We start from the raw sequence: 25,694 nt of genomic DNA, 5'->3' as shown, positions 1-25,694 counted from the left end.
TTCCTGATAGATCAAAACCTCGAGTATGGAGATACTGGCCGGACTCACAGCAGTATATCCACCACACACGACAGGACAATATATGCGAACAATCGGCTTGATCGGCGGCATGAGCTGGGAATCCAGTGCAGAATATTACCGCATCATCAACCAGGGCGTACGCGCCCGCCTGGGGTCGCTTCGCTCTGCGCCCGTCCTGCTGTACAGCGTCGATTTCGGCCCCGTCGCGCAAGCGCAGCATGCAGGCCGCTGGCACGATGCCGGCACCATCCTGCGCGATGCGGCGGTACGTCTGCATGCAGGGGGCGCCGATGGCATCGTGCTATGCACCAACACCATGCACGTGCTCGCCGATGAAATCGCTTCGGCCACGCCATTGCCGTTCCTGCACATCGCCGATCCCGTTGGCAGCGCGGCACAGGCGCTGGGGCTGCGTACGGTCGGCCTGCTCGGCACATCGTTCACCATGCAGCAACGCTTTCTACGCGACCGGCTGGAGCGGCACGGCCTGGAAGTCCTCGTGCCACCCGACGCGCAGCAAACTGCCTTGCACGGCATAATCTATACCGAACTGTGCGCCGGCATTATGCGGGCTGGCTCACGCGCCGTCTTCCAGCGCACTATCGATGCGCTGGCCGCACGCGGCGCGCAAGCTGTCGTCCTCGGCTGCACGGAAATCAGCCTGCTGCTGCAGCAGGAGCACAGCGACCTGCCCTTGCTCGACAGCACCAGACTGCATGCATGCGCCGCAATCGATTTCATCCTGGAGGGCGAGGCATACCCGCATGGCTTGACGCGGTAACAGCTGAAACGACGTTTCTGAGGTTAGTCCGGGCGGGGACGCGTGTATCGCCGCTGTAGCAGTCGTTCGACTGATACAGCATGTGCTTGTACCCGGCGCCTTGTGCCTTGTCGCTGCCGTGCTGCGCTTCTAGACTGGGGGCTTCTCCACGCTGCGACTGCCTGCCATGACCGAACTCCTGCCCCTGATGAGCTATTGCTTTGTGATGTCCGCCACGCCCGGGCCGAACAACGTCATGCTGGCCACCACCGGCGCCAATTTCGGCTATCGCGGTGCGCTGCCGGTCATCCTCGGCATCCAGGCCGGCATCTTTGTGCAGACCATGCTCATGTGCGTGGGACTGGGCAGCGTGTTCGTCGCGTACCCGATGGCGCAGCAGGTACTGCGGATCGCGGGCGCGCTGTACCTGATGTATTTGGCCTGGAAGCTTGCCGGCGCCTCGGTGGCGGGAAGCAGCGCGCCGAAGGCCGTGTCGTTGGCGCAGGCGGCGCTGTTTCAGGCGCTGAACCCCAAGAGCTGGCTCAAGGCGGTCACCATGGCGTCGGTCTTCATGCCTGCGCAGGGCAGCATGCTCGCCAACGCGCTGCTGGTGTCCGTGACCGGCACCGTGGTGGGCACGCCGTGCAACGCCATGTGGGCGCTGTTTGGCGTCTCGATCCGCAGCGTGCTGAAAGCGCCGCGCAACCAGCGCATCTTCAATCTGGCGATGGGCGCCGTCCTGCTGGTCCTCGCCCTGACGTTTTTACGCTAGACTTGCGCCATGTTCGCCATCGACCGCTCCTCACCCATCGCCCTGTTCAAGCAGATCGAGGCCGCACTGCGCCAGCAGATCGCGCAACGCGTCCTGCCTGGCGGAGCCAGGCTGCCGTCGATCCGCCAGCTCGCCATGCAGCTCGCGGTCAGCACCAACACCGTGGTGGTGGCGTATGACCGGCTGGTGGCTGCAGGCGTCATCGATACGCACGGTACGACAGGCTTCTTCGTCTGCGCACCGGCCGACGCCGGCCGCGCCATTCCCGACGAGGTGGCGCTGGAAGCGGGCCAGGAGCAGGAGCCCGTCTGGCTGAGCCAGCAGGTGAACGACCAGCGGCCGGGCGTGCTGCTGGCCAGCAGCGGCGCCTTGCCGCCCACCTGGCTGCAGGATGCGCTGCCGGCGGCGGCCGTGCAACGTGGCCTGGCGCGCAGCGCGGCCGGCATGGCTTCGCGCTGTCCGCCGCAAGGGCTGGCCGAACTGCGCGAGCAGATCGCGCTGCTGTTGCGCGGCATCGGCATCGCTGCGGACGCCAGCCACATCCTCACCACGTTCGGCGCCACCCATGCAATCGATCTGATCTGCCGCACGTTCTTGCAGCCCGGCGATACGGTGCTGGTGGAAGACCCCGGATACTTCCTGATGTTCGGCAGGCTGCGCCAGGACGGCGTGCGCCTGGTGCCCATCAAGCGCCGCCCCGATGGCCTCGACCTGGACGAACTGGAAGCGGCCTGCCGCGCGCACCGTCCGCGCCTGCTGTTCGTGCAGACGGCCTTGCACAATCCCACCGGCTGGAGCAGCAGCGCCGCCAACCTGCACAAGGTGTTGATCATGGCGCAGCAGCATGGCTTCCTGATCGCCGAAGACGACGTGCACGGCTATTTCCAGCCGGGCCACAGCACGCGGCTGGCATCGCTGTCCGGACTCGATGGCGTGATCTACTATTCCAGCCTGTGCAAGGCGCTGAGCCCGGCCCTGCGCATGGGCTACCTGGCCGCGGCGCCGGCCCTGCTCAAGCCCTTGATGCGCACCAAGATCCATTCCATCATGACTTTGCCCGCGCTGAACGAATACGTGCTGCTGGAAGTGCTCAAGGCCGGCAACCTGCGCAAGCACCTGGAGCGGCTGCAACGCAAGATCATGGTGGCGCGCAACGCCAGCACGCGGCAACTGAGCGCGGCCGGCGTGCTGTTCGAGCAGCCAGGCGATGCGGGCATTTTCCTGTGGGGCAGCATGCCCGAAGGGCTGGACGTGGACTTGCTGGTGCAGGACGCCTACCGCAACAAGATCCTGCTGATGCGCGGCGCCGCGTTTTCGGCCAACGACACGCCCGACCAGCACATCCGCTTCAACGTCGCCTTCAGCCAGCATCCCCGCGTGAGCGCCTACCTTGAAGAACGCCTGCGCGCGGTGGCCGGCGCGCGCTCAAGCCTGGCCCGCGCCAGCCGCGCCGCGAGCATCGAGGGCAAGTCCTGAGTATCGGCTACGGCCCCTTCCTTGCGCTTCGTCGTGACAGCGCAACGCACTCAGTCCGAAGCGAAACTTATTGCCAATGCGCTGTACGAAAGACGTTTGCTCTTAAGTTCATACTTGGGAAGCGAAAATGACGCTGCAACTGACGTGCGCGTTGCGGCTCATCTTGCGTATGCCTTGCACAACGAAGCCTTAGCGTTAGCAGCAGGGACTGGTTTCGACGTGAATGCTGCGCTGAGAAAAGTGGCGGCAATCGACCGTATCGTTGGTAGCGAAGATGGCCGGCGTCTCGCTCAATCGTGGACTACGGGAACGAGGGACAACACATAGCTTCAGGGAGCCGGGCCTAGTCGGACCTGCGTTCCACCCGCGCCACCACCAGTTCGATCAGCTCCGCGATAAGGGGCCTGAAGGTGGCCGCATTGCCGCCCTGCCCCAGCATGACGGTGCGCGTGGTCAGGTGTGAGAAGACAGCATCGAAGAGGATTTGCGGCAGGTTGGAAAACGAGGCGTCGGGCGCGATGCGGCCCCGGGTGCGCTGCTGTTCCAGCAGGCGCAGGATCAATGCGTGCCACACTTGCGGGCCGTGCTCGTACCAGGTCTGGCCCACGGCCGGCACGGCGGCGGCGCCCGTGACGACGAGGCGGTAGAAGTCCACGTGGCGGGGGCTGGTGACGACGGCCACCAGTTCATCGAGAATCAGCTGCAAGCCCTGTTCCAGGCCCGCTTGCGAGGTATCGAGCTGGCGCAGCGCGATGATGAAGTCGGCGCACAGGTATTCGACCACGGCCACCAGCAGTTCCTGCTTGCTGCCGAAGTAGCGGTAGGCGGTGGCTTTCGAGCCGCCCGCCTCGGCCACGATGGCGTCCATGCTGACGCCGTCGTAGCCGGAGTCGAGAAAGAGCCTGGATGCCGCCACCAGCAGCTTGCGCCGCCGCTCCTCGCTTCGGGTACTCGGGGAAGCTGGAACGGTGCGCAACTGGGGCATGAAGCAAACTCTTACTGTGTCTTGGGAAGCGCGTATGCTATCACGTAATCCCCACGGTCCGGGCTCTGGCGGGCGCCGCCCGCGACGACCACGACGTACTGGCGGCCCGACTTGGGCGACACATAGGTCATCGGCGTGCCTTGCGAGCCGACGGGCATGCGCGCCTTCCACACTTCATGGCCGGTGGCGATGTCCATGGCGCGCAGATAGTAATCTTGCGTGCCCGCATAAAACACGAGGCCGGACGCCGTGCTCATGCCGCCGCCCAGGGTCGGCATGCCCAGCGGGATGGGCAGCCGCGCACGCATGCCGTTGACGACAGCATCCTGCACCGTCCCGGCCGGACGCTCCCACACTTTTTTCTTCGTCTTGAGGTCGATCGCGGCAAACACGCCCCACGGCGGGCTTTGGCACGGTATGCCCAGCGGCGAATTGAAGGCCTTGTGGTCGATGACGAACGGCGTGCCATCCATCGGATAAGTGCTGCCCACGCCGTGGCCCGACGTCAGCTTGGCCACGTCCACCGTTTCGCGCGGCACCAGCCTGACCACTTGCGGCATGCGGATATCGTTGACGAACATATAGCCATTGCTTTCATCGACGGCCGCGCCGCCCCAGTTGAAGCCGCCATAGTAGCCCGGGTAGATCAAGGTCTCTTTCGTGCTTGGCGCCGTGAACTCGCCCTGGTAATTGAGCTTGCGGAAGCTGATGCGGCAGGCCAGCTGGTCGAAGAAGGTGGCTCCCCACATGTCGCGCTCCGTGAGCGTATCCGCGCCGAGTGACGGCATGCCGGTGGAATATGGCTGCGTCTTTGCCACCCAGTCGCCGGCCGCGTGCTCTTGCGGCACGGGTTTTTCCACGACTTCCGCGATCGGTTTGCCCGTGCGGCGGTCCAGCATGAAGATCTGGCCACGCTTGGTCAGCTGCACCAGCGCGGGGATCTTGCCGCCCTTGCCGTCCGGGACGTCGTACAGCGCCGGCTGCGCGGCCACGTCGTAATCCCAGATATCGTGATGGACGGTTTGATACGTCCAGCGCTCGCGGCCCGTGGCCATGTCGAGGGCGACGATGGCCGACGCGTATTTTTCCGTCAGCGGCGGACGCTTGCCGCCCCAGAAGTCGGGCTGCTCGTTCCCCGTCGGCAGGTAGACCAGACCCAACTCATCATCGAACGCGGGCGCCGACCACATGTTCGGCGTGCTGCGCGTGTACGTCTGCCCTTCCGGCGGCAGCTTGGTGATGGCTGGATTGCCCAGGTCCCAGGCCCACACCAGTTCGCCCGTGTCGGCGCTGTAGGCGCGCACGACGCCAGACGGCTCATCGGTGGAGCGGCCGTCGAACACCCAGCCGCCAAGGATGATCAGGTTGCCCGCCACCGTGGGCGCGGACGTGTAGGCGTAGTACGGCACGTTCATCTTGACCTTGCCCAGGCCGACCGTCAGATCGACGGAGCCCTTGTCGCCGAAGCCCTCGCACTGCTTGCCCGTCTGCGCGTCGATCTGGATCAGGCGCGCATCCATGGTCACTTGCACGATGCGCTTGGCGCACGCTCCCGCGACAGGCGCGCTGGCCGCCTGCATGCCGTCAAAACGGAACGGATTCGTCACCTTCGCCGGCTCGTAATAGCCGACGCCGCGGCAGCGGTTCCACGTTTTGATGTTGGCCGGCTTCGGGTCGAAGGTCCAGCGTTCCTTGCCCGTGTCCGCATCGAGCGCGATGACCTTGCTCGTCGGCGTGCACGTATAGATGGTGTCGCCGATCTGCAGCGGCGTGTTTTGCGATTCGGACGCGCCCTCGGCCAGTTCGCCCGAGCGGTAGGTCCACGCCACCTGCAGCTTGTCGACATTCTGCATGTCGATCTGCGTGTAGGGCGCGAAGCGCGTGCCCTTCGGCCCATAGCCGTAATGCGCCCAGTTGGCGCTGCCGCCATTCACCGCCGCGATCGCATCCTGCTGCGGCTGCACGGTGGCGTCCTGCACGCCGTGCGGCTTGAACATGGCGGCGAAACCGGCCACCAGCACGACGGCAAGCAGGGCCGCGAAACCGCGCGACTGGCCAGTGTGCTTGCGCCCCGCCAGCCACGGATGCAGCAAGGCGGCCACCAGGCCGATGACGAGGAACGGCGCCAGGCGCGGCACCATGGGCCAGAAGGCGAAGCCGATTTCCCACACGGCCCAGACCAGGGTGGCGATGACCAGCGCGGCGACGATGCCGCTCGCCAGCGGTTTGCGGCGCAGATACAGCACGCCGGCGAGGAGCAGGCCGAGACCGGCCGGCAGGTAGTACCAGGAACCGCCGAGGGTAATAAGTTCGATGCCGCCGGCGGCCAGGGCCAGCCCGGAAAATCCGAGAAAAATGCCGAAAACCGTCAAGGCAAGCCGCTTGCCCCTGAAGACCGCCGGGATCGCCGGCGCTCCTTTATTTACTGAAGTGTCCATTTTTTATCCATGACGCCTCCCCTGCCCAGGCAAATACGCCGAGGATGGCTGGTTTTTTCAAATCTACGTAGTGAAACTGTACTGTACGGTTTCATTTTATGCCGATTTTTGATGCAAGGAAAGAAAAATTGACGCGGGAGCTTGATTTTTGGCGGGGATGGGGGAGCTGGCGGGAGTGTCGGAGTACGCGCTTGTGCGCCTCGGCGGCCCCGCTAATCCGACCTACCCGACCTACCGGACTGCTGGATATGCGTAGTGCGTAGGTTGGATTAGCGCAAGGCGCGTAATCCGACAAACACAGGTCAAGCAGATAACAGCCGGTTTTGCTTTTAAAGCATACCGGTTGGAACACCCGAAAAATGCCCAGGGCTAGGCGCCGCGTCGAAGACAGTACGAATAGTACGGCGAGACGCGGCAACAACGCCCCGGGCTTTTTCTCGAGCGTTACAAAGATGACATGTCGATCACAAAACGATAGCGCACATCGCTCTTCACTACCCGCTCGAACGCCTCATTGATATCCTGGATGCGGATGATCTCGATGTCCGACACAATATTATGCTTGCCGCAGAAATCCAGCATTTCCTGGGTTTCCTTGATCGAGCCGATCATGGAGCCGGACAGGCTGCGGCGCGCGCCCACCAGGCCGAAGGCGTTTACGGGCGGCACGGCGCCATCGGGGATGCCGACGATGACCATATTGCCGTCGACTTTCAGCAGGTTGATGTACTGGTTCCAGTCGATGGATGCGCCCACGGTACAGATGATCAGGTCGAAGGTGCCGGCCAGCTTGCTGAACGTTTCCGCGTCGTTGGTGGCGTAGTAATGGTCGGCGCCCAGGCGCAGGCCGTCTTCGCGCTTCGACAAAGTCTGGCTCAGCACCGTCACTTCGGCGCCCATGGCGTGGGCGATTTTCACGCCCATGTGGCCCAGGCCGCCCATGCCCAGGATGGCGACCTGCTTGCCAGGACCGGCCTTCCAGTGGTTCAGCGGCGAATACAGGGTGATGCCGGCGCACAGCAGCGGCGCCGCGGCGTCCAGCGGCAGATTGTCGGGAATCGACAGCACATAGCCTTCCTTGACGACGATGCTGTCCGAGTAGCCGCCCTGCGTGGCCGTCTTGCCATCCGCTTCCAGGCCGTTGTAAGTCTGGATCAGGCCTGGCATGTACTGTTCCAGGTCCACGTTGCGCGTCTTGCAAGTGGTGCACGAGTCGACGAAGCAGCCCACGCCCACGTGGTCGCCCACCTTGAACTTGCTGACGTTGGCGCCGACGGCCGTGACGACGCCGGCGATTTCATGGCCGGGCACCATCGGGAAAGCGGCGCCGCCCCATTCGTCGCGCGCCTGGTGGATATCGGAATGGCACACGCCGCAGTATTTGATCGAGATGGCCACGTCGTCTTCGCGCGGGGCGCGGCGCTCGAACGTGAACGGTTGCAGTGCGGAAGTCGGGCCCAGTGCGGCGTAGCCTTTGGCGATGGTGGTCATGAAAACTCCTGTATCTAGATGTGTGTGGCGAGGGGTGACGCGTGCCATGCATGCGATTGCACAAGTGTGCCCGAGATGCCCGGCCGCCGTTACCGCGATCCTGCAAGACCTTTGCACGATCCTCCAAATCTGCGTAAGATCAGCCCCTGCCCTTCTTCGCCTCACGCATACTGAACGCCATGTCCACGCCACTTACTCCGCAAGATGAAATCGCCGCCCTGATCAGCCGCCACGCGCCGCGCACGGGCGACTACACGACGGCCATCGGCAACCTCAGTTTCCACCGCCAGTCTTCGGTCACGGAATCGCTGTTCCACGCGGCGCGCCCCAGCGTGGCCATCATCGCGCAGGGCGCGAAAGACGTCACCCTGGGCATGGAAACCTTCCACTACAGCCGCATGCAGTATCTGCTGACGTCCGTCGACCTGCCGGTGCAGGTGCGCGTGGTGGAAGCGAGCGTGGACAAGCCGCACCTGTGCGTGGTGCTGGGCATCGACATCGCCGACGTGGCCGCGCTGCTCGACAGCGAAAGCGACGGCAGTAGCACCGCGCAGCAGAAAATCCTGCCCGCCACGCGCGGCATTTCCGTCAGCGACGTCTCGGTCGAGCTGCTCGACGCCATGCTGCGTCTCGTGCGCCTGCTCGACAAACCGGCGGAAATCGCCACCTTGGCGCCGTTGATCCGCCGCGAGCTGACGTACCGGCTGCTCAATGGCCCCGTCGGCGCGCGCCTGCGCCACATGGCGCTGGCCAGCAGCCAGTCGCATCAGGTGGGGCAAGCCATCGACTGGATCAAGCACAATTATTGCGAGCCGCTGCGCATCGAGCACCTGGCCGGCATGGCGAACATGAGCATCTCGTCGCTGCACCACCACTTCAAGGCGATTACGGCCATGACGCCGATGCAGTACCAGAAACTGCTGCGGCTGCAGGAAGCGCGGCGATTGATGCTGGTCGAGCAGATCGACGCGGGCACGGCCGGCTACCGGGTCGGCTACGCCAGCGAATCGCAGTTCAGCCGCGAATACAGCCGCCAGTTCGGCCGCGCGCCCATGCGCGACGTGGGCCAGGTACGCGCGCAGCTCAGCGGTGCCAACGGCGGCACGGCCTATTCCGTCTTGCCGTAAGCGCCGCCACCCGGCGTCTCGATCACGAACACGTCGCCGGGGCACATGTCCGTCTTGCCAATATGGGGCAAGTGTTCCACCGTGCCGTCAGCCCGCTCGACGTAATTGCGCCCCAGCGCGCCTGCCTCGCCGCCGTCCATGCCGAAAGGCGGGTGGATGCGGTTGTTCGACAAGATCGCCGCCGTCATCGGTTCCAAAAAGCGCACCCGGCGCACGCCGCCATTGCCGCCGCGCCAGCGCCCCGCCCCGCCCGAACCTGCGCGGATGCTGTAGCTGTCGAGCCGCACGGGAAAGCGCCACTCGAGGATTTCCGGGTCCGTCAGGCGCGAATTGGTCATGTTCGTCTGCACCACGTCCGTGCCGTCAAAACCGGGGCCGGCGCCCGAGCCGCCCGATATCGTCTCGTAATACTGGTATTTGGCGCTGCCGAACGTGAAATTGTTCATCGTCCCCTGCGATGCGGCCATCGCTCCCAGCGCGCCATACAGGGCGTTGGTGATGCAAGTCGATGTTTCCACGTTGCCCGAGACAACGGAGGCCGGGTACTGCGGGTTGAGCATGGAGCCGGGCGGAATGATCACCGTGAGCGGCTTCAGGCAACCCGCGTTCAGCGGTATATCGTCGTCGACGAGGGTGCGGAACACGTACAGCACGGCCGCCATGCAGACGGCGGACGGCGCGTTGAAGTTGTTCGGCAGCTGGCTGGACGTGCCCGTGAAATCGATGACGGCGCTGCGTGCAGCTGCGTCGACCCTGATCGCCACTTTGATCTGCGCGCCGTTATCGAGGTCCAGCGCGTAGCGGCCATCCTTCAAGGTCGTGATGACCCTGCGCACGGCTTCCTCGGCATTGTCCTGCACGTGGCCCATGTAGGCTTGCACGACCGGCAAACCGAAATGCGCAACCATCTTGTGCAATTCTTCGGCCCCCTTCTGGTTGGCCGCCACCTGGGCGCGCAGGTCGGCCAGGTTTTGCCGGGGATTGCGGGCCGGCCAGCTGGCGCCCGCCAGCAGGGCCAGTGTTTCCGCCTCGCGCAGCAAACCCGTGGCGCCGTCGACCAGCTTGAAATTGTCGATCAACACGCCCTCTTCCTCGATGCGCGTGGAGTCGGGCGGCATGGAACCGGGTGTCGTGCCGCCGATATCGGCATGGTGGCCGCGCGAGCCGACATAGAACAGGATGGCGCCGCCCGCTTCGTCGAACACGGGCGAGATCACCGTCACGTCGGGCAGATGCGTGCCGCCGTGATACGGGTCGTTCAGCATGTAGACGTCGCCCGGCCGCATGGCGTCCGCATTGCGCGTCATGACGGTGCGGATGCTCTCGCCCATGGAACCCAGGTGCACGGGCATGTGCGGCGCGTTGGCGATCAAATGGCCTTGCGCGTCGAAGATGGCGCAGCTGAAATCGAGCCGCTCCTTGATGTTGACGGAATGGGCCGTATTTTGCAGGCGCAGCCCCATCTGCTCGGCGATCGACATGAACAGCTTATTGAAAATTTCCAGCATCACGGGGTCGGCATTGGTCCCGATGGCGCGCCGCTCGGGCAAGGCGGCGACCCTGCGCAAGACCAGATGGCCGTGCGCCGTCACTTCCGCGCGCCAACCCGGCTCGATGACCGTGGTGGCGTTGGCGTCGCTGACGATGGCCGGGCCATCGATGGTGTCGCCGGGCCGCAAGCTATCCGCCGCATACAGGCCGCTTGGCCGCCACGCGCCGGCGCAGTACATGTCCACCGTCCGCACGGGCGCCAGCCCGCCCGCGCGCGCCGCATGGGCCGGCGCGGCCACTTGCGGCGCATCGGACGCGCCGATGGCTTCCACGGAAATGGCTTCGACAATCAGCGCGCGCGCCGGCATCAGAAAGGAAAAGCGTTTTTTGTAGGCCGCTTCGAACTGCGCCTGCATGCTGGCCACCGTATCGAACAACACGACGAGGGCCGAATCCGTGCCTTCGTATCGCAGGTGCACGCGCGACACCAGCGCGATGCGCTTCCCTTCCACGCCCTGGCGCAGCAAGTCGCCACGCGCCAGTTCGCCCAGTTGCGCGAAGTCGCCGGCCAGGTCCTTGCCCAAGGCCGCTTCGATGGCGCGCTCGCGCATCGCGCTCTGGTCGGCCAGGCCCATGCCGTAGGCCGACATCACGCCCGCCAGGCTGTGGATGAACACCGTGCGCATGCCCAGCGCATCGGCCACCAGGCAGGCATGCTGGCCGCCCGCGCCGCCAAAGCTGGTCAGGGTGTATTCGGTGACGTCGTGGCCGCGCTGCACGGAAATCTGCTTGATGGCGTTGGCCATGTTGCCGACCGCGATGGCGACATAGCCTTCGGCCACCTGTTCCGGCGTCGAGTTCACCGTGCGCGCCAGCGCTTCGAACTGGGCCCGCACCGTGGCTGCATCCAGCGCTTCATTGGCGTCGGGGCCGAAGACGCGGGGAAAGAACGCGGGCTGCAGCTTGCCCAGCATGACGTTGCAGTCGGTGACGGCCAGCGGGCCGCCGCGCCGGTAGCTGGCGGGGCCGGGATTGGCGCCCGCGCTGTCCGGCCCCACCTTGTAGCGGGCGCCGTCGAAATGCAGGATGGAGCCGCCGCCCGCGGCCACCGTGTGGATGCTCATCATGGGCGCGCGCATGCGCACGCCGGCGATCTGCGTCTCGAACACGCGTTCGAACTCGCCCGCGTAATGCGACACGTCGGTGGACGTGCCGCCCATGTCGAAGCCGATGACTTTATCGAAACCGGCCAGCGCGCTGGCGCGCACCATGCCGACGATGCCGCCGGCGGGGCCGGACAGAATGCTGTCCTTGCCCTGGAAGGCACGCGCATCCGTCAAGCCGCCGTTCGACTGCATGAATTGCAGCTGCACGCCGGGCAGTTCGGCCGCCAGCTGGTCGACGTAGCGGCGCAAAATCGGCGAAAGATAGGCGTCGACCACCGTCGTGTCGCCGCGCGCCACCAGTTTCATCATGGGACTCACTTCGTGCGACACGGACACCTGCGTAAAACCGGCCTCGCGCGCCAGCTGCGCCACCCGCGCCTCGTGCGCGTGATGGCGGTAGCCGTGCATCAGCACGACCGCGATGGCGCGCACGCCGCGTCCATAGGCCTGTTCCAGCGCCGTGCGCGCGGCTGCCTCGTCGAGCGGGGTCACGACGTCGCCGTGGGCGCCCACCCTTTCATCGATCTCGATCACGTCGCCATACAGCAGTTCGGGCAGGATGATCTGGCGCGCGAACAGCTGCGGGCGGTTCTGGTAGGCGATGCGCAGGGCGTCGCGGAAACCGCGCGTGATGGCCAGCACGGTCGGCTCGCCCTTGCGTTCGAGCAGCGCATTGGTCGCCACCGTCGTGCCCATCTTGATGGCGCCCACCAGTTCGACAGGCAGCGGCGCACCAGGCGCCAGATCCATCAGCTGGCGCATGCCGGCCAGCGCCGCGTCGCGGAACTGGCCCGGGTTCTCCGACAGCAGTTTATGCGTGGCCAGGCTGCCGTCAGGACGGCGCGCCACGATGTCCGTAAAGGTGCCGCCCCGGTCGATCCAGAATTGCCAGTCCATCGCCTTGCCCCCGTACTTATGTGAGATGGCTATTGTAGCCGCACAATTACGGCGCACCGCAGGCGTGCGCGGCTTGCCTTTCGCCCGCTTCGGCCTTATGTTGAAGATATGCTGACTAACGGAACACGCTCCATGAACCTGATCGACTCTGCCGCCCCCTTGTATTCCATCGCCGAACTGCGCGCCATCGAACAGGCGGCCATGCGCGACCTGCCGCAAGGGCTGCTGATGCAGCGCGCGGGCCAGGCTGCCGCCAGTACCGCCCTGAAGCTGCTGCATGCCCAGGACGATGGCGAAGACGCGGGCCACCGGCGGGTCCTGGTGCTGGCCGGCCCCGGCGACAACGGCGGCGACGCGCTGGAAGCGGCCGCGCACCTGGCCGGCAGCGGCACCGAGGTACTCGTCTGGCTGGCGCCCGAAGCGCAAGCCACGTCGCCCGAACGCGAGCAGGCGCTGAGCCGCGCCCACAACAGCGCCGCGCGCTTCATGGATGCGGCAACGTCGATGGCGTCGGCCGCCGTGGGCGCGGCGCCATGGCACCTCGTCATCGATGGCCTGTTCGGCATCGGCGCGTCGCGCCCTCTGGACGGCGAATGCCGCGACATGGCGCAGCTGGTCAACAATCTCGATTGCCCCGTGCTGGCGCTCGACGTGCCCAGCGGCCTGCACGCGGACACGGGCGCCATCGACGGCGTCGCCATCCGCGCCACGCATACGCTCACCTTCATCGGCGACAAGCCGGGCCTGCACACGGCGAATGGCCGCGACCATGCGGGGGACGTGGAAGTGGCGGCGCTGGCCATCGATCCTTCCCTGCTGCCGCCCGCCAGGGCCCAGCTGGGCGGCCTGCATCTGTTCGCCCGCCATTTGCTGCCACGCCGGCAGAACACGCACAAGGGCAGCTACGGCAGCGTGGCCATCATCGGCGGCGCGCAAGGCATGGCCGGCGCGCCCATCCTGGCGGCCCGCACGGCCCTGCATGCGGGCGCGGGACGAGTGTACGTCGCCTTTCCCGACGCACCGCCCGCCTTCGACAGCGGCCAGCCGGAGCTGATGTGCCGGCACGCCAGGGACGTGGATTTCTCGGGCCTGCACTTCGCCGCGCTGGTGGCAGGACCCGGTCTCGGCGACAAGGCCGGCACGGTGGAACTGCTGCAGCGCGCCATTGACAGCGACAGCCCGCTGCTGCTGGACGCGGATGCGCTGAACCTGATGGCGGCCGAGCCGGAACTGCAATCGGCGCTGGCCGTGCGCACGGGCGCGGGAGCGACGATATTGACGCCGCATCCGCTGGAAGCGGCGCGCCTGCTCGACATGACGGTGGCCGAGGTGCAGGCCGACCGCCTGGGCGCGGCGCGCCAGCTGGCCACGCAGCTGGGCGTGATCGTGGCATTGAAAGGTTCGGGCACGGTGATCGCCGCGCCCGACGGTCAGGTCGTCGTCAACAACACGGGCGGCCCCGCGCTGGCGACGGCCGGCACCGGCGACGTCTTGTCCGGCCTGTGCGGCAGCCTGCTGGCGCAAGGCTGGCCTGAGTGGGAAGCGGCGATAGGCGCCGTGTGGCTGCACGGCGCGGCGGCCGATGCGCTGGTGGCGGCCGGCAGCGGCCCGATCGGGCTGACGGCCGGGGAATTGATCCCGGCGATACGCCGGTTGATCAATGCCTTGTCGGCATAGGTATGCTGTGTGGTGGCGTTGGATTACGCTGCGCTAATCCAACCTACGGCTTGAGGATAGCGGACGTCGGGTAGGTCGGATTAGCGGAACGCGTAATCCGACAACCACCATCAGCAATCACACCAGCCGACCCGCCGCAATGGTAATCGTCCGCCCGCAACGGGCGGCGATCGAGCTGTCGTGCGTGACGAGCACCAGGGTCGAACCCCGTTCGCGGTTCAGCTCGAACATCAGCTGGATCACGGCTTCGCCGGTGGCGGCATCGAGGCTGCCCGTCGGTTCATCGGCAAACAGCAGCGGCGGTTCCGTGACGAACGCGCGGGCCAGGGCCACGCGCTGCTGCTCGCCGCCGGACAGGTATTTCGGATAATGCTTCAGGCGGCTGCCCAGGTTGACCCTGCCCAGCATGGCTTGCGCCTTTTCCTTCGCGTCCGGGTCGCCGCGCAACTCCAGCGGCAGCATGACGTTTTCCAGCGCCGTCAAATGGGCCAGCAGCTGGAAGGACTGGAACACGAAACCCAGCTTTTCCTTGCGAAAGCCGGCGCGGCCGTCTTCGTCCAGCGCGAAGATATCGGTACCGTCGAGCATGACCTTGCCGTCGCTGGGCGTGTCCAGGCCGGCCAGCAAACCCAGCAAGGTGGACTTGCCGGAACCGGAGGCGCCGACGATGGCCAGCGTCTCCGCCGTTTGCACGGTAAAATCGACTCGATGCAGGATGGTCAGCTCACCATCGGCATCGGGTACGCGCTTGGCCAGCTGGACCACTTCGATGGCCGGCTGGGCATTTTGGCTGTTGGGTGCGGCGGGCCGCTGGGCCGCCGCGTCTGATGGGAGAAAACTGGTGGAAGTCGCTTTAGGGAATTCGGGCATGCTGATCTATCTTAAAAAATTTCGTGAACAAATAAGTGTCGAGGGCGGCAGCCGCATGCGGCGGCGCACCCTGTCCTTGCTTCCTGCGGCAGCCCTGCTGCTGGTGTCAGGCATGACGAACGCCTATTCTGCACCAAAAACGCTGCTGGTGCTCGGCGACAGTTTGTCTGCCGAGTATGGGCTGGCACGGGGCACGGGCTGGGTGGCGCTGCTGGAACAGCGGCTGCAAGCGCAAAAGAACGATACGCGCATCGTCAACGCCAGCATCAGCGGCGAGACCACCAGCGGCGGGCGCGCGCGCCTGCCTGCCCTGCTGGCCAAGCACCAGCCCGACGTCGTGCTGATCGAACTGGGCGCCAACGACGGCTTGCGCGGCTTGCCCGTGGCGGCCGCCGAGGCGAATCTGCGCGCCATGGGTGAGGCGGCCAAAAAAACGGGCGCGCAGGTGGTGCTGGTGGGCATGCGCATGCCGCCCAACTATGGCCGCGCCTATGGCGAACAGTTTTACGGCGTGTACGGCAAGCTGGCCAAGGAATGGAAGGCGCCACTGGTGCCCTTCATGTTTGAAGGCATCGCCGACCAGCCGCAGCTGTTCCAGGCCGACGGCATGCACCCGAATGCGAATGCGCATCCGACGATTTTAAGGAATATCTGGCCGCGGCTGGCGCCGTTGCTGGGGGCGAAGTAAGCCGGTTCATAAGCTCACTCAATTTTCACCCCGAAGGACGAACTGCCGGGGTCGGACCCTGAGGGTCCGACCCCAGTCTTACGCCGGTGGGTTAAATAAAGTTCCCGACTCGCAGACAAAAAAATAGCCGCTCGAAAGCGGCTATTTTTATGAGTGGAAACTAAATCTTACGGTGCTGGCACTGGGGCCGCTGGCGCGGTCACCGGCTTGACGATCTTCACCTTGGCCTTGGCTTTCAGGTATTCGACGTAATCGAACATTTCCTGTTGTGCCAGGATGCCGCTGATCTGGTCTTTCTCTTGCTGGCGGCGCGCTGCGTCCACTTGCGCCGGCTGCTGCACCTTGGCGATGCGGTAGATGCCGTAACCCAGGGCTGGCAGGTCCACGCCCACATAGGCTGGCAGCTTGCTCGTGTCCGCTTTCATGACTTGCGCGATGGCGGCGCGGTTGATGCCGTCGAGCTTGCTGCGCGATACCCATTGCGCCGCGCCGAAACCGGTGGCGTCACCCGAAGCCTTCAAGGCGGCCAGCTTGGTCTCGCCCGCTTTCTTGGCCAGCTTTTCCGCTTCTTCCATGGTCACGCGCTGACGGATCATCGCTTCGACTTCGGCCAGCGGACGCTTCGAGGCAGGCTTGAATTCCACCACGCGGCCGGCGATCAGCACGTTGGGCGCGACGGTGACGGCTTCCGTGTTGCGCTTGTCTTTCAGCGAATCGTTCGAGAAGATGGCGGTCAGGAACTTGGCGTTGTTGAACGGCGCCTTGCCCAGTGCTGGCGACGGCGTGCGCGACAGGTTGGCGACGGTTTCCACTTTCAGCTTCAGCTTGTCGGCCACCGGTTTCAGGCTGTCCGATTGCTCGTAGACCGTGTTGGTGAACGTTTCGGCCATTTCCGAGTATTTCTTGGCAGCAAATTGCTTGCGCAGGTCGGCCGTGATTTCGCCGCGCACTTCGTCCAGCGCACGGACGTGCTGTGGCTTGAGCGAGGTGACGGTCAGGATGTGGAAGCCGAAATCGGAAGCGACGACGTCACTGATTTCGCCTTGCTTGAGTTTCGCGACAGCGCTCAGCAGCGGTGCCGGCAAACCATCCTTGCCGATCACGCCCAGGTCGCCGCCCTGTTCCGCGGACGCCGGGTCTTCCGACTTGGCTTTCGCCACGGCGGCAAAGCTGGCTGGCGCCTTGCGGACTTCCGCGAGGATGGCTTCGGCCTTGGCCTTGGCGGCTGCCTTGTCGGCGGCCGACGCGTCTTTCTTGACGGCTACGAGGATGTGGCTGGCCTGGCGCGCTTCTTCCGTCGTGTAGGCTTTCTGGTTCTTCGCGTAGTAGCCGGTCACGTCGGCGTCGGTAACGTCGACCTGCTCGCCGGCGGCGCTGTCGTCGAGCACGACGTACTCGACCTTGGCTTGTTCCGGGATTTCGAAGAACTTGCTGTTCTTGTCATAGAAAGCCTTGATCATGGCGTCCGTCACTTTGACTTCCGACACGTACTGGGCGATCGGCAGCAGCAGTTCCTGCACTTCACGCTCTTCCGAGGTGATGTCGGACAGGCGCTTGGAGACGGTGCTCGGCGCGAAGGCGGTGCCTTGCACGGCGCCGGCCAGTTGCTGCAGGGCCAGGTCGCTGCGGCGGCGCGCATCGTACATCTGCGGCGTCATGCCTTGGGCGGCCAGCATTGCCTTGTAGCGTTCCAGGTCGAATTTACCGTCCGGCAAGGTCAAGCCTGGGATTTCCAGCACTTCCTTTTGCAGCACGGCATCGCTGATGACCAGGTGGCTGCGGCCCACTTCGGCGGCCACGGCGCGCTCGGCGATCAGGTTGTCGAGGATGCTCTGGCGCGCTTCCGGCGTATCGAACATTTTCTGGTCGAACTGCTCGCCCATCATCTGGCGGTAGCGGTCGATCTGCTGGCGTTGCGCTTCTTCATATTGCTGCTGCGTAACGACCTGGTCGCCGACCTTGGCGATGGTGTTCGCGCCATCGCCGAAGCTTTGGTAGCCGCTGATACCGACCAGTGCAAAAGACGGGACGATGACCAGCATCAGGAGAAACTGCATCAAGCGTCGATGGGTACGAATAAATTCAAACATGGTCAGCCAATTCGGGATGAGTGGATCACTATAAAAAAAGGCGAACATGCGTTCGCCTTGATTTCTTCGGCGGAATGGACGGGACAGATGTCCACTTCCCCTTTAGATTCAACAACTTGGCGCTGGAACTAAAGCAGGATTCTGACGCCCAAGCCATTATCTCCTGATTCTACAATGCCCATAGCGCTATAGCAAGAGTAAATCAGGGCGCGCGCCCTGCCCTGGCGCCGCATGGCGGGCAAGGCGCCGGGCTCGATCATTTAACACGGCGCAGCTTAAAGCGGATTTAAACGCGGGCGTTTTTATTCAAAACGGCACGATGGAATTTTAAAAGACGGGGCGCCGAGATAATCTGGCGCTGAAAAAGAAAAACCCGCGCTACTTATTCAGCAGCGCGGGCTTCTATATTCTGGCGGAGCGGACGGGACTCGAACCCGCGACCCCCGACGTGACAGGCCGGTATTCTAACCAACTGAACTACCACTCCTTAAGAGCGTATTTTTTTGGCGGAGCGGACGGGACTCGAACCCGCGACCTCCGACGTGACAGGCCGGCATTCTAACCAACTGAACTACCACTCCGAAAAATACACAGTACTACTTGCATTTGCATTCAGGGTTGCGATTCGTAGAACTTCAACCCTGAAATCGCGGCACCCGGAGGCGCCGCCAAATGTTTCCGGTGATTGTCACCTCACCGAAGTCCGTTAGTTTACAGCATCCTTCAAAGCTTTACCAGCTTTAAATTTTGGAACTTTTGCAGCTTCGATCGTGATCGCTTCTTTGGTACGCGGATTGCGGCCGGTACGCTCAGCACGTTCGCTGACCGAGAAAGTGCCAAAACCAACCAGCGTCACGCTGTCGTTGTTTTTCAAAGTTTCCGTCACGCCGCCGATAACAGCGTCGAGTGCGCGCGCAGCGGCGGCTTTGGAAATGTCAGCTTTTTCAGCAATGTGGTCGATCAATTCAGTCTTGTTCACTAGCATCCCCAATTACAAAGGTATAAAACGTTTACCGTATCGTTGCGGCACTTTTGGCACCACAGCTGTTCGGCGAAAAAAATGTGCAGGCGTATTAAACAAGCCACACTGTATATGTGTCAAGCGCTTTGGGGGCGCAATTCACGTTTCAATATAAAACAAGCGCTCTAAAAGCGCTTGTTTGGGGAAAACAGGGGTAAAACGTTAGTGTTTTACTACCTCGCCGGCCGCGTCAGGCTTGGCCGCGGCGGCCGTGACAGCCTCCACCGCAGCGACGTCCGCCAACGCTTCAGGCATGCGTTCAAGGGCGATTTCCAGCACTTTGTCGATCCAGCGCACCGGGACGATCTCCAGTTTGTTCTTGACGTTGTCCGGAATGTCGGCCAGGTCTTTCACATTCTGCTCGGGAATCAGGACCGTCTTGATGCCGCCGCGATGGGCCGCCAGCAGCTTTTCTTTCAGGCCGCCAATCGGCAACACTTCGCCGCGCAAGGTGATCTCGCCCGTCATCGCCACGTCGGCGCGCACGGGGATGCCCGTGAAGACCGACACCATCGCCACCGTCATGGCCGCGCCAGCCGAAGGGCCATCCTTCGGTGTCGCGCCTTCCGGCACGTGGATGTGGATATCGCTCTTCTCGAACACGTCCGCCTTGATGCCCAGGCGCTGTGCCCGGCTGCGCACCACCGTGCGGGCTGCCTCGATCGACTCTTTCATGACGTCGCCCAGGGTGCCCGTGCGGATCACGCCGCCCTTGCCCGGCATCGACACGGCTTCGATGGTCAGCAGATCGCCGCCCACTTCCGTCCATGCCAGACCGACCACCTGGCCCACCTGGTTTTCTTTCTCTGCGACACCGAAATCATAGCGGCGCACACCGAGGAACTTGTCCAGGTTCTTCGAGTTGACGATGACTTTCTTGTCGGATTTCTTCAGCAGCAGCATCTTGACCACCTTGCGGCAGATCTTCGACACTTCACGCTCAAGCGAACGCACACCGGCTTCCCGCGTGTAGTAGCGGATGATGTCGCGAAGGGCCGACTCGGCCACCGAGATTTCCTCTTCCTTCAAGCCATTGTTCTTGATCTGCTTCGGCAGCAGATAACGCTGCGCGATGCTGGTCTTTTCGTCTTCCGTGTAACCGGACAGACGGATCACTTCCATGCGGTCAAGCAAGGCTGGCGGAATATTGTACGAGTTCGACGTGGCCACGAACATCACGTCGGACAAGTCGAAATCGACTTCGATGTAATGGTCGGAGAACGTGTGGTTCTGTTCCGGGTCCAGCACTTCCAGCAGGGCCGACGATGGATCGCCGCGGAAATCGGCGCCCATCTTGTCGACTTCATCGAGCAGGAACAAAGGATTGCGCACGCCGACTTTCGACAGCGATTGCAGGATCTTGCCCGGCATCGAACCGATGTAGGTGCGGCGGTGGCCGCGGATCTCGGCTTCGTCGCGCACGCCGCCCAGGGCCATGCGTACGAACTTGCGGTTCGTCGCGCGGGCGATGGACTGGCCCAGCGAGGTTTTACCGACGCCCGGAGGACCGACGAAGCACAGGATAGGCGCTTTGAGCTTGTCGACGCGCTGTTGCACCGCGAGGTACTCCAGGATGCGTTCCTTGACCTTGTCGAGGCCGTAGTGGTCGCCTTCGAGCACTTTTTCCGCATTCGACAGGTCGTTATTGACCTTGGATTTCTTTTTCCAAGGCAAGTTGACGAGGGTGTCGATGTAATTGCGCACGACGGTGGCTTCGGCCGACATCGGCGACATCAGCTTGAGTTTTTTCAACTCGTTGGTGGCCTTGTCGAGCGCTTCCTTCGGCATTTTTGCCGAAGCGACTTTTTTCTCCAGCTCGTCGAGGTCGGCACCATCTTCGCCCTCACCCAGTTCTTTCTGGATCGCCTTGACTTGCTCGTTCAGGTAGTACTCGCGCTGCGACTTCTCCATCTGGCGCTTCACGCGGCCACGGATGCGCTTTTCCACCTGCAGGATGTCGAGCTCGCCTTCGAGCTGGCCCAGCAGGTGCTCGAGACGCTTGGCCACGCTGAAAATTTCCAGGATGACTTGTTTTTGCTCAAGTTTCAGCGGCAGGTGCGCGGCCACCGTGTCGGCCAGGCGGCCGGCATCGTCGATGCCCGACAGCGAAGCGAGGATTTCCGGCGGAATCTTTTTGTTCAGTTTGACGTACTGGTCGAACTGCTGCACGATCGCGCGGCGCATGGCTTCGACTTCCGACTCGTCGCCCGGCTCGGACTCAAGCGGCGTCAGGTCGGCGATGAAGTGCGTCGGCGCATCGCTGATGTGGTTGATACGGGCACGCTGCGCGCCTTCGACCAGCACCTTGACGGTGCCATCGGGCAGCTTCAGCATTTGCAGAATATTGGCGACGCAGCCAATTTCATAGATGTCCGAAGGCGACGGCTCGTCCTTCGCGGCTGCTTTTTGAGCGGCAAGCATGATGCTCTTGCCCTGCTCCATCGCAGCTTCCAGCGCCTTGATCGACTTTGGACGGCCAACGAACAGCGGTATCACCATATGCGGGAAAACGACGACATCCCGCAACGGCAATAACGGCAGTTGAGTTTGCTCAGTTAATTTGGAAGTTGTCATGGCGTACCTTATAGAAAGCGTGTTTACGATGTTGGCGCTCGCTGCCAAAACACAAGACCGGCGAGAATAAATAATTCTGTGAAACAAACATAAAGTCTATTTCGCAAAACACACCCGCATGACTGTAACAAATGCAGTTTTCACAGTAAAAAAGCCACGCGCAGCTAAGCGCCGCGAGTGGCTTTACGATTGAAGCCTGCACTCATTGATTTAAATTGTACTGCCATGCATTAAGGAATCAAAACCCTTTTTATGCATTTGTCTCAGCAGTATTCAATTTTCTCCGGAAGCCTTGGCAGTCTCTTGATAAATCAATAAAGGTTTGGCGCCGCTGGTGATGGTATTTTCGTCGATGACGACCTTCACCACATTTTGTTCGCTCGGCAGTTCGTACATCACGTCCAGCAAAGCATGTTCCAGAATGGACCGCAGACCACGGGCGCCGGTCTTGCGCGCCAGCGCCTTCTTGGCGATCGCATGCAGGGCGGCCGGACGAATCTCCAGTTCCGCGCCTTCCATCTCGAGCAGCTTCGAATATTGCTTGATCAGCGCATTCTTCGGCTCGACGAGGATCTGGATCAGCGCCTCTTCCGTCAATTCCGCCAGGGTGGCGATGACGGGCAGACGGCCGACCAGTTCCGGGATCAGGCCGAACTTGACCAGATCTTCCGGTTCCGCTTGCAGCATCAGTTCGCTGGCCGTGCTTTGCGACTTGCTGCGCACCGTGGCCGAGAAGCCGATACCGCTCTTTTCGGAACGGTTGGCGATCACTTTCGACAGGCCGTCAAAGGCGCCGCCGCAGATGAACATGATGTTGGTCGTGTCGATCTGCACGAAGTCCTGGTTCGGGTGCTTGCGCCCGCCTTGTGGCGGCACGGAAGCCATCGTGCCTTCGATCAATTTCAACAAGGCTTGCTGCACGCCCTCGCCCGACACGTCGCGCGTGATGGACGGATTGTCGGACTTGCGCGAAATCTTGTCGATCTCATCGATGTAGACGATGCCGCGCTGGGCTTTCTCGACGTCATAGTTGCAGCTTTGCAGCAGCTTCTGGATGATGTTTTCCACGTCCTCACCCACGTAACCGGCTTCGGTCAGGGTGGTGGCGTCGGCGATCACGAACGGCACGTTGAGCATGCGCGCCAGGGTCTGTGCCAGAAGGGTCTTGCCCGAGCCGGTAGGACCGACCAGCAAGATGTTGCTCTTGGCCAGTTCGATGTCGTCTTTCTTGCCCAGGTGCTTGAGGCGCTTGTAATGGTTGTACACCGCCACCGACAGGATGCGCTTGGCAGTCTGCTGGCCGATCACGTACTGATCGAGCAAGGCGGCGATTTCTTGCGGCGTCGGCAGGTCGGATTTGGTACCGGTCACCGTCTCGATGCTCGACGTTTCATCACGGATGATGTCGTTGCACAAGTCGATGCACTCGTCGCAAATGAATACGGACGGGCCGGCGATGAGTTTCTTCACCTCGTGCTGGCTTTTGCCGCAGAACGAGCAATACAGTAATTTTTCGCCGCTAGAGGATTTTTTGTCTGACATAAGGCATTTTGGTTGGAACTGCATTAACAATATTGCAAAATCGCAAGCCGGAGTGCGGTAGTTGCCCGCAAAGGCTATTACCCATGGCGCAAGTCAACAACGTGCACAAGCTCCATGCTACCCGAAATAAAAGCGAAACGCCCGAACGTTTGATCGCCCGGGCGTTTACTTACATGCTTAGCAATACCGGTAGGGGCTCATCAAGCGCGGCTGGTCAACACTTTGTCGATCAAACCATACTCAACGGCCTCGTCGGCGGACATGAAACGGTCGCGGTCGGTGTCCTTGGCGATCTGTTCGATCGACTGGCCCGTGCGCTCGGCCATGATGCCGTTCAAGCGGGTGCGCAGGTAAAGGATTTCCTTCGCCTGGATCTCGATGTCGGACGCCATGCCTTGCGAACCACCGGACGGCTGGTGAATCATGATGCGCGAGTTCGGCAGCGAGAAACGCTTGCCCTTGGCGCCAGCGGCCAGCAGGAAGGCGCCCATCGAAGCAGCCATGCCCGTGCACAGGGTCGAGACGTCCGGCTTGATGAACTGCATGGTGTCGTAGATGGCCATGCCGGCCGAGACCGAACCACCTGGCGAGTTGATGTAGAGCGAGATTTCCTTTTCCGGATTTTCGCTTTCCAGGAACAGCAGCTGGGCGACAACCAGGTTGGCCATCTGGTCATTGACCGGGCCGACCATGAAAATCAAGCGTTCCTTCAGCAGGCGCGAGTAAATATCATACGAGCGCTCGCCGCGACCGCTTTGTTCCACCACCATCGGCACCAGGCCGAGCATCTCTGTGTCCAGCGCCGGATTACGGTTCATACCTGTCATTTCATTTCCTTGTGAAGCAGTTAGGGGAAGCCATCAGTACTTTTCAGCAATGACGGCATCCCAATACCAACTGGTTTACGCTTGTGCGTTGCTTCCCATCAGTTCGTCGAAAGCAACTGCTTTCGTCGTGACTTTCGACAGGCCCAACACGTAAGTGACGACGTTTTCTTCCAATACAAGGGCTTCGATCTCACCCAGACGACGACGGTCGCTGTAGTAGTACTTCAGCACTTCGCGTGGATCTTCGTAGCTTTGGGCGAAATCTTCGATTTGCGCCTTGACTTGCTCAGGCGTTGCCTGCAGGTTGTTGTCGCCCACCAGTTGCGACAGGATCAGGCCCAGGCGTACGCGACGCTCGGCTTTTTCTGCGAACAGTTCAGCTGGGAAAGGCACGTCCTTGACGTTCATGCCGCGCTGCGCCATGTCCTGGCGGGTCATTTCGGCCAGGCGCTCGGAATCTTGAGCGATCAGCGTTTTTGGCACTTCCAGCTCAGCAACTTTGATCAGCGCGTCCATGACGGCTTCCTTGTTGCGTGCTTTCACGCGGCCAGCGACTTCGCGCTGCAGGTTGACTTTGATGTCTTCGCGCATTTTGGCCAGGTCGCCATCGGCAACGCCCAGGGACTTGGCGAATTCCGCATCGACTTCCGGCAGGTGCGCCCATTCCAGCTTTTGCAAGGTGATGGTGAACGATGCGGTTTTGCCGGCAACGTCTTTACCATGGTAGTCCTCTGGGAACGACAATGGGAAAGTCTTGGCTTCGCCAACTTTCAGGCCCAGGGTGGCTGCTTCGAATTCCGGCAGCATGCGGCCTTCGCCCAGCACGAATGCGTAGCCTTCAGCTTTGCCGCCTGGGAATTCAACGCCGTCGATCGAGCCGACGAAGTCGACGGTCACGCGGTCGCCGTTGGCAGCGATAGCCTCGCCGCCGTCGCCGTGTTCGCCAGCTTCGCCCTTGGTGTGGAAGTGCACGCGCTGCTTGCGCAGGATGTCGATGGTCTTGTCGATTTCGGCTTCCGACACGTCGGCTTGCACGGTTTCGATTTCAACGGCCGTCAGGTCGCCGATGGCGACTTCCGGATACACTTCGAACGTTGCGTCGAAAGCCAGCTGGCCTTCGGCTGCTTCTTCTTTCGGCACGATGTTCGGAAAACCGGCCACGCGCAGATTGTTTTCGTTGGCGGCGTCGTTGAACGCGCGGCCGACTTTGTCATTCAGCACTTCCGATTCAATTTGGTAGCCGTATTGTGCTGCGACCATTTTCAACGGCACTTTGCCCGGACGGAAGCCCGGTGCCTTAGCCGTACGGGCTTGCACTTTCAGGCGCTTCTCAACTTCCGTGCGGACGTCCGTCAGCGGGAAGGAGATCGTGATACGACGTTCGAGTTTGCCCAAGGTTTCGACTGCAGTTGCCATGTAAAAAATCGTCCAAAAAATAAACACTGTTGGTGCGAGAAAAGAAGACCCGACCCCTTGCGCCATCACTGGCGGCAAGACCTGGGTCCAGCTTCACTCGCTCGCATATTCATCTGTAAAAGTACTGAAAACAGGACGATGGACCTGGTCTACCCGGCGGAGGGAAAACCCGCACCAGGCACCAAACAATCCGCCGCTTCCAGTACTGCGACAGGGCTCCGAGCGTCCAGCCATGCTTCTAAGTCAATGCAGGGCCGGCCATCATTCGGTAAAGCGTGGCATTATAACAAAGGACTTCGGGAAAGTGGCTGGCTTTGCAGCCCGGCCACAGAGGATACCAGCGGCGGCGAACGAGTCGCCACAGC

The 25,694-nt window shown here is 62.5% G+C and carries 17 protein-coding genes and 2 tRNA genes; 6 read left to right on the top strand and 13 right to left on the bottom strand.

The window, feature by feature from the left end:
• Positions 1–82 precede the first annotated feature (82 nt).
• The 3 genes from IGS55_RS02140 (at position 83) to IGS55_RS02130 (ending at position 3,029) form a co-directional block, all read left to right on the top strand.
• Positions 83–802, top strand: coding sequence for an aspartate/glutamate racemase family protein (locus IGS55_RS02140; protein WP_230519327.1), 720 nt, complete (start codon positions 83–85; stop codon positions 800–802).
• A gap of 166 nt (positions 803–968) precedes the next feature.
• Positions 969–1,553, top strand: a complete 585-nt coding sequence (locus IGS55_RS02135; protein ID WP_230519328.1) for a LysE family translocator — start codon at positions 969–971, stop codon at positions 1,551–1,553.
• A gap of 9 nt (positions 1,554–1,562) precedes the next feature.
• The gene (locus IGS55_RS02130) at positions 1,563–3,029 is read left to right on the top strand and encodes an aminotransferase-like domain-containing protein (RefSeq protein WP_230519329.1); all 1,467 of its coding nucleotides are present in this window, start codon (positions 1,563–1,565) and stop codon (positions 3,027–3,029) included.
• A gap of 343 nt (positions 3,030–3,372) precedes the next feature.
• Here the strand turns inward: IGS55_RS02130 and IGS55_RS02125 are convergent, their stop codons facing one another.
• The 3 genes from IGS55_RS02125 to IGS55_RS02115 form a co-directional block, all read right to left on the bottom strand.
• The gene (locus IGS55_RS02125; RefSeq protein ID WP_230519330.1) at positions 3,373–4,014 is read right to left on the bottom strand and encodes a TetR/AcrR family transcriptional regulator; all 642 of its coding nucleotides are present in this window, start codon (positions 4,012–4,014) and stop codon (positions 3,373–3,375) included.
• Positions 4,015–4,025: 11 nt separating this feature from the next.
• Positions 4,026–6,452 carry a membrane-bound PQQ-dependent dehydrogenase, glucose/quinate/shikimate family gene (locus tag IGS55_RS02120; protein ID WP_230519331.1) on the bottom strand — a complete coding sequence of 809 codons (2,427 nt, stop codon included), beginning with the start codon at positions 6,450–6,452 and terminating at the stop codon, positions 4,026–4,028.
• A gap of 444 nt (positions 6,453–6,896) precedes the next feature.
• Positions 6,897–7,943, bottom strand: coding sequence for an NAD(P)-dependent alcohol dehydrogenase (locus IGS55_RS02115; protein WP_230519332.1), 1,047 nt, complete (start codon positions 7,941–7,943; stop codon positions 6,897–6,899).
• Positions 7,944–8,122: 179 nt separating this feature from the next.
• Here IGS55_RS02115 and IGS55_RS02110 point away from each other — a divergent pair, with 179 nt between their 5' ends.
• Positions 8,123–9,070, top strand: a complete 948-nt coding sequence (locus IGS55_RS02110) for an AraC family transcriptional regulator (RefSeq protein WP_230519333.1) — start codon at positions 8,123–8,125, stop codon at positions 9,068–9,070.
• Here IGS55_RS02110 and IGS55_RS02105 read toward each other — a convergent pair.
• Positions 9,052–12,624, bottom strand: a complete 3,573-nt coding sequence (locus tag IGS55_RS02105) for a hydantoinase B/oxoprolinase family protein (RefSeq protein ID WP_230519334.1) — start codon at positions 12,622–12,624, stop codon at positions 9,052–9,054. The genes IGS55_RS02110 and IGS55_RS02105 overlap by 19 nt on opposite strands.
• A gap of 132 nt (positions 12,625–12,756) precedes the next feature.
• On the opposite strand from IGS55_RS02105, the gene IGS55_RS02100 reads away from it, so the two are divergent.
• Positions 12,757–14,301 carry an NAD(P)H-hydrate dehydratase gene (locus IGS55_RS02100; RefSeq protein WP_230519335.1) on the top strand — a complete coding sequence of 515 codons (1,545 nt, stop codon included), beginning with the start codon at positions 12,757–12,759 and terminating at the stop codon, positions 14,299–14,301.
• 117 nt (positions 14,302–14,418) lie between these two features.
• On the opposite strand, the gene IGS55_RS02095 is transcribed toward IGS55_RS02100, so the two are convergent.
• Complete coding sequence (locus IGS55_RS02095) at positions 14,419–15,171, bottom strand: ABC transporter ATP-binding protein (protein ID WP_268992072.1); 753 nt, start codon at positions 15,169–15,171, stop codon at positions 14,419–14,421.
• Between IGS55_RS02095 and IGS55_RS02090 the strand changes: the two genes are divergently transcribed.
• Positions 15,170–15,859, top strand: coding sequence for an arylesterase (locus IGS55_RS02090; protein WP_329958170.1), 690 nt, complete (start codon positions 15,170–15,172; stop codon positions 15,857–15,859). The genes IGS55_RS02095 and IGS55_RS02090 overlap by 2 nt on opposite strands.
• 167 nt (positions 15,860–16,026) lie before the next feature.
• On the opposite strand, the gene IGS55_RS02085 is transcribed toward IGS55_RS02090, so the two are convergent.
• From IGS55_RS02085 to tig, 8 genes are all read right to left on the bottom strand, one after another.
• Positions 16,027–17,949 carry a SurA N-terminal domain-containing protein gene (locus IGS55_RS02085; protein ID WP_268992073.1) on the bottom strand — a complete coding sequence of 641 codons (1,923 nt, stop codon included), beginning with the start codon at positions 17,947–17,949 and terminating at the stop codon, positions 16,027–16,029.
• Positions 17,950–18,359: 410 nt separating this feature from the next.
• A tRNA-Asp gene (locus IGS55_RS02080) sits at positions 18,360–18,436 on the bottom strand.
• Positions 18,437–18,453: 17 nt separating this feature from the next.
• Positions 18,454–18,530, bottom strand: a tRNA-Asp gene (locus IGS55_RS02075).
• Between the two features lie 125 nt (positions 18,531–18,655).
• Positions 18,656–18,928 carry an HU family DNA-binding protein gene (locus IGS55_RS02070; protein WP_010398442.1) on the bottom strand — a complete coding sequence of 91 codons (273 nt, stop codon included), beginning with the start codon at positions 18,926–18,928 and terminating at the stop codon, positions 18,656–18,658.
• A gap of 204 nt (positions 18,929–19,132) precedes the next feature.
• Positions 19,133–21,544: an endopeptidase La gene (gene lon, locus IGS55_RS02065; protein ID WP_086138046.1), complete on the bottom strand. Its 2,412-nt coding sequence runs from the start codon at positions 21,542–21,544 to the stop codon at positions 19,133–19,135.
• Between the two features lie 273 nt (positions 21,545–21,817).
• Positions 21,818–23,086, bottom strand: coding sequence for an ATP-dependent Clp protease ATP-binding subunit ClpX (gene clpX, locus IGS55_RS02060; protein ID WP_034787303.1), 1,269 nt, complete (start codon positions 23,084–23,086; stop codon positions 21,818–21,820).
• Between the two features lie 200 nt (positions 23,087–23,286).
• Entirely contained in the window at positions 23,287–23,904 is a 618-nt protein-coding gene (gene clpP / locus IGS55_RS02055; protein WP_374106865.1) for an ATP-dependent Clp endopeptidase proteolytic subunit ClpP, read from the bottom strand.
• An 84-nt stretch (positions 23,905–23,988) separates the two neighbouring features.
• Entirely contained in the window at positions 23,989–25,329 is a 1,341-nt protein-coding gene (gene tig / locus IGS55_RS02050) for a trigger factor (protein ID WP_139092814.1), read from the bottom strand.
• Positions 25,330–25,694: the final 365 nt, after the last annotated feature.

The organism is Janthinobacterium sp. EB271-G4-3-2 (assembly GCF_020858035.1).
Taxonomy (GTDB): Bacteria; Pseudomonadota; Gammaproteobacteria; order Burkholderiales; family Burkholderiaceae_D; genus Janthinobacterium; species Janthinobacterium aestuarii.
Note: the sequence above shows the minus strand (reverse complement) of the source record. Positions and strands in the feature narration are given on the sequence as shown.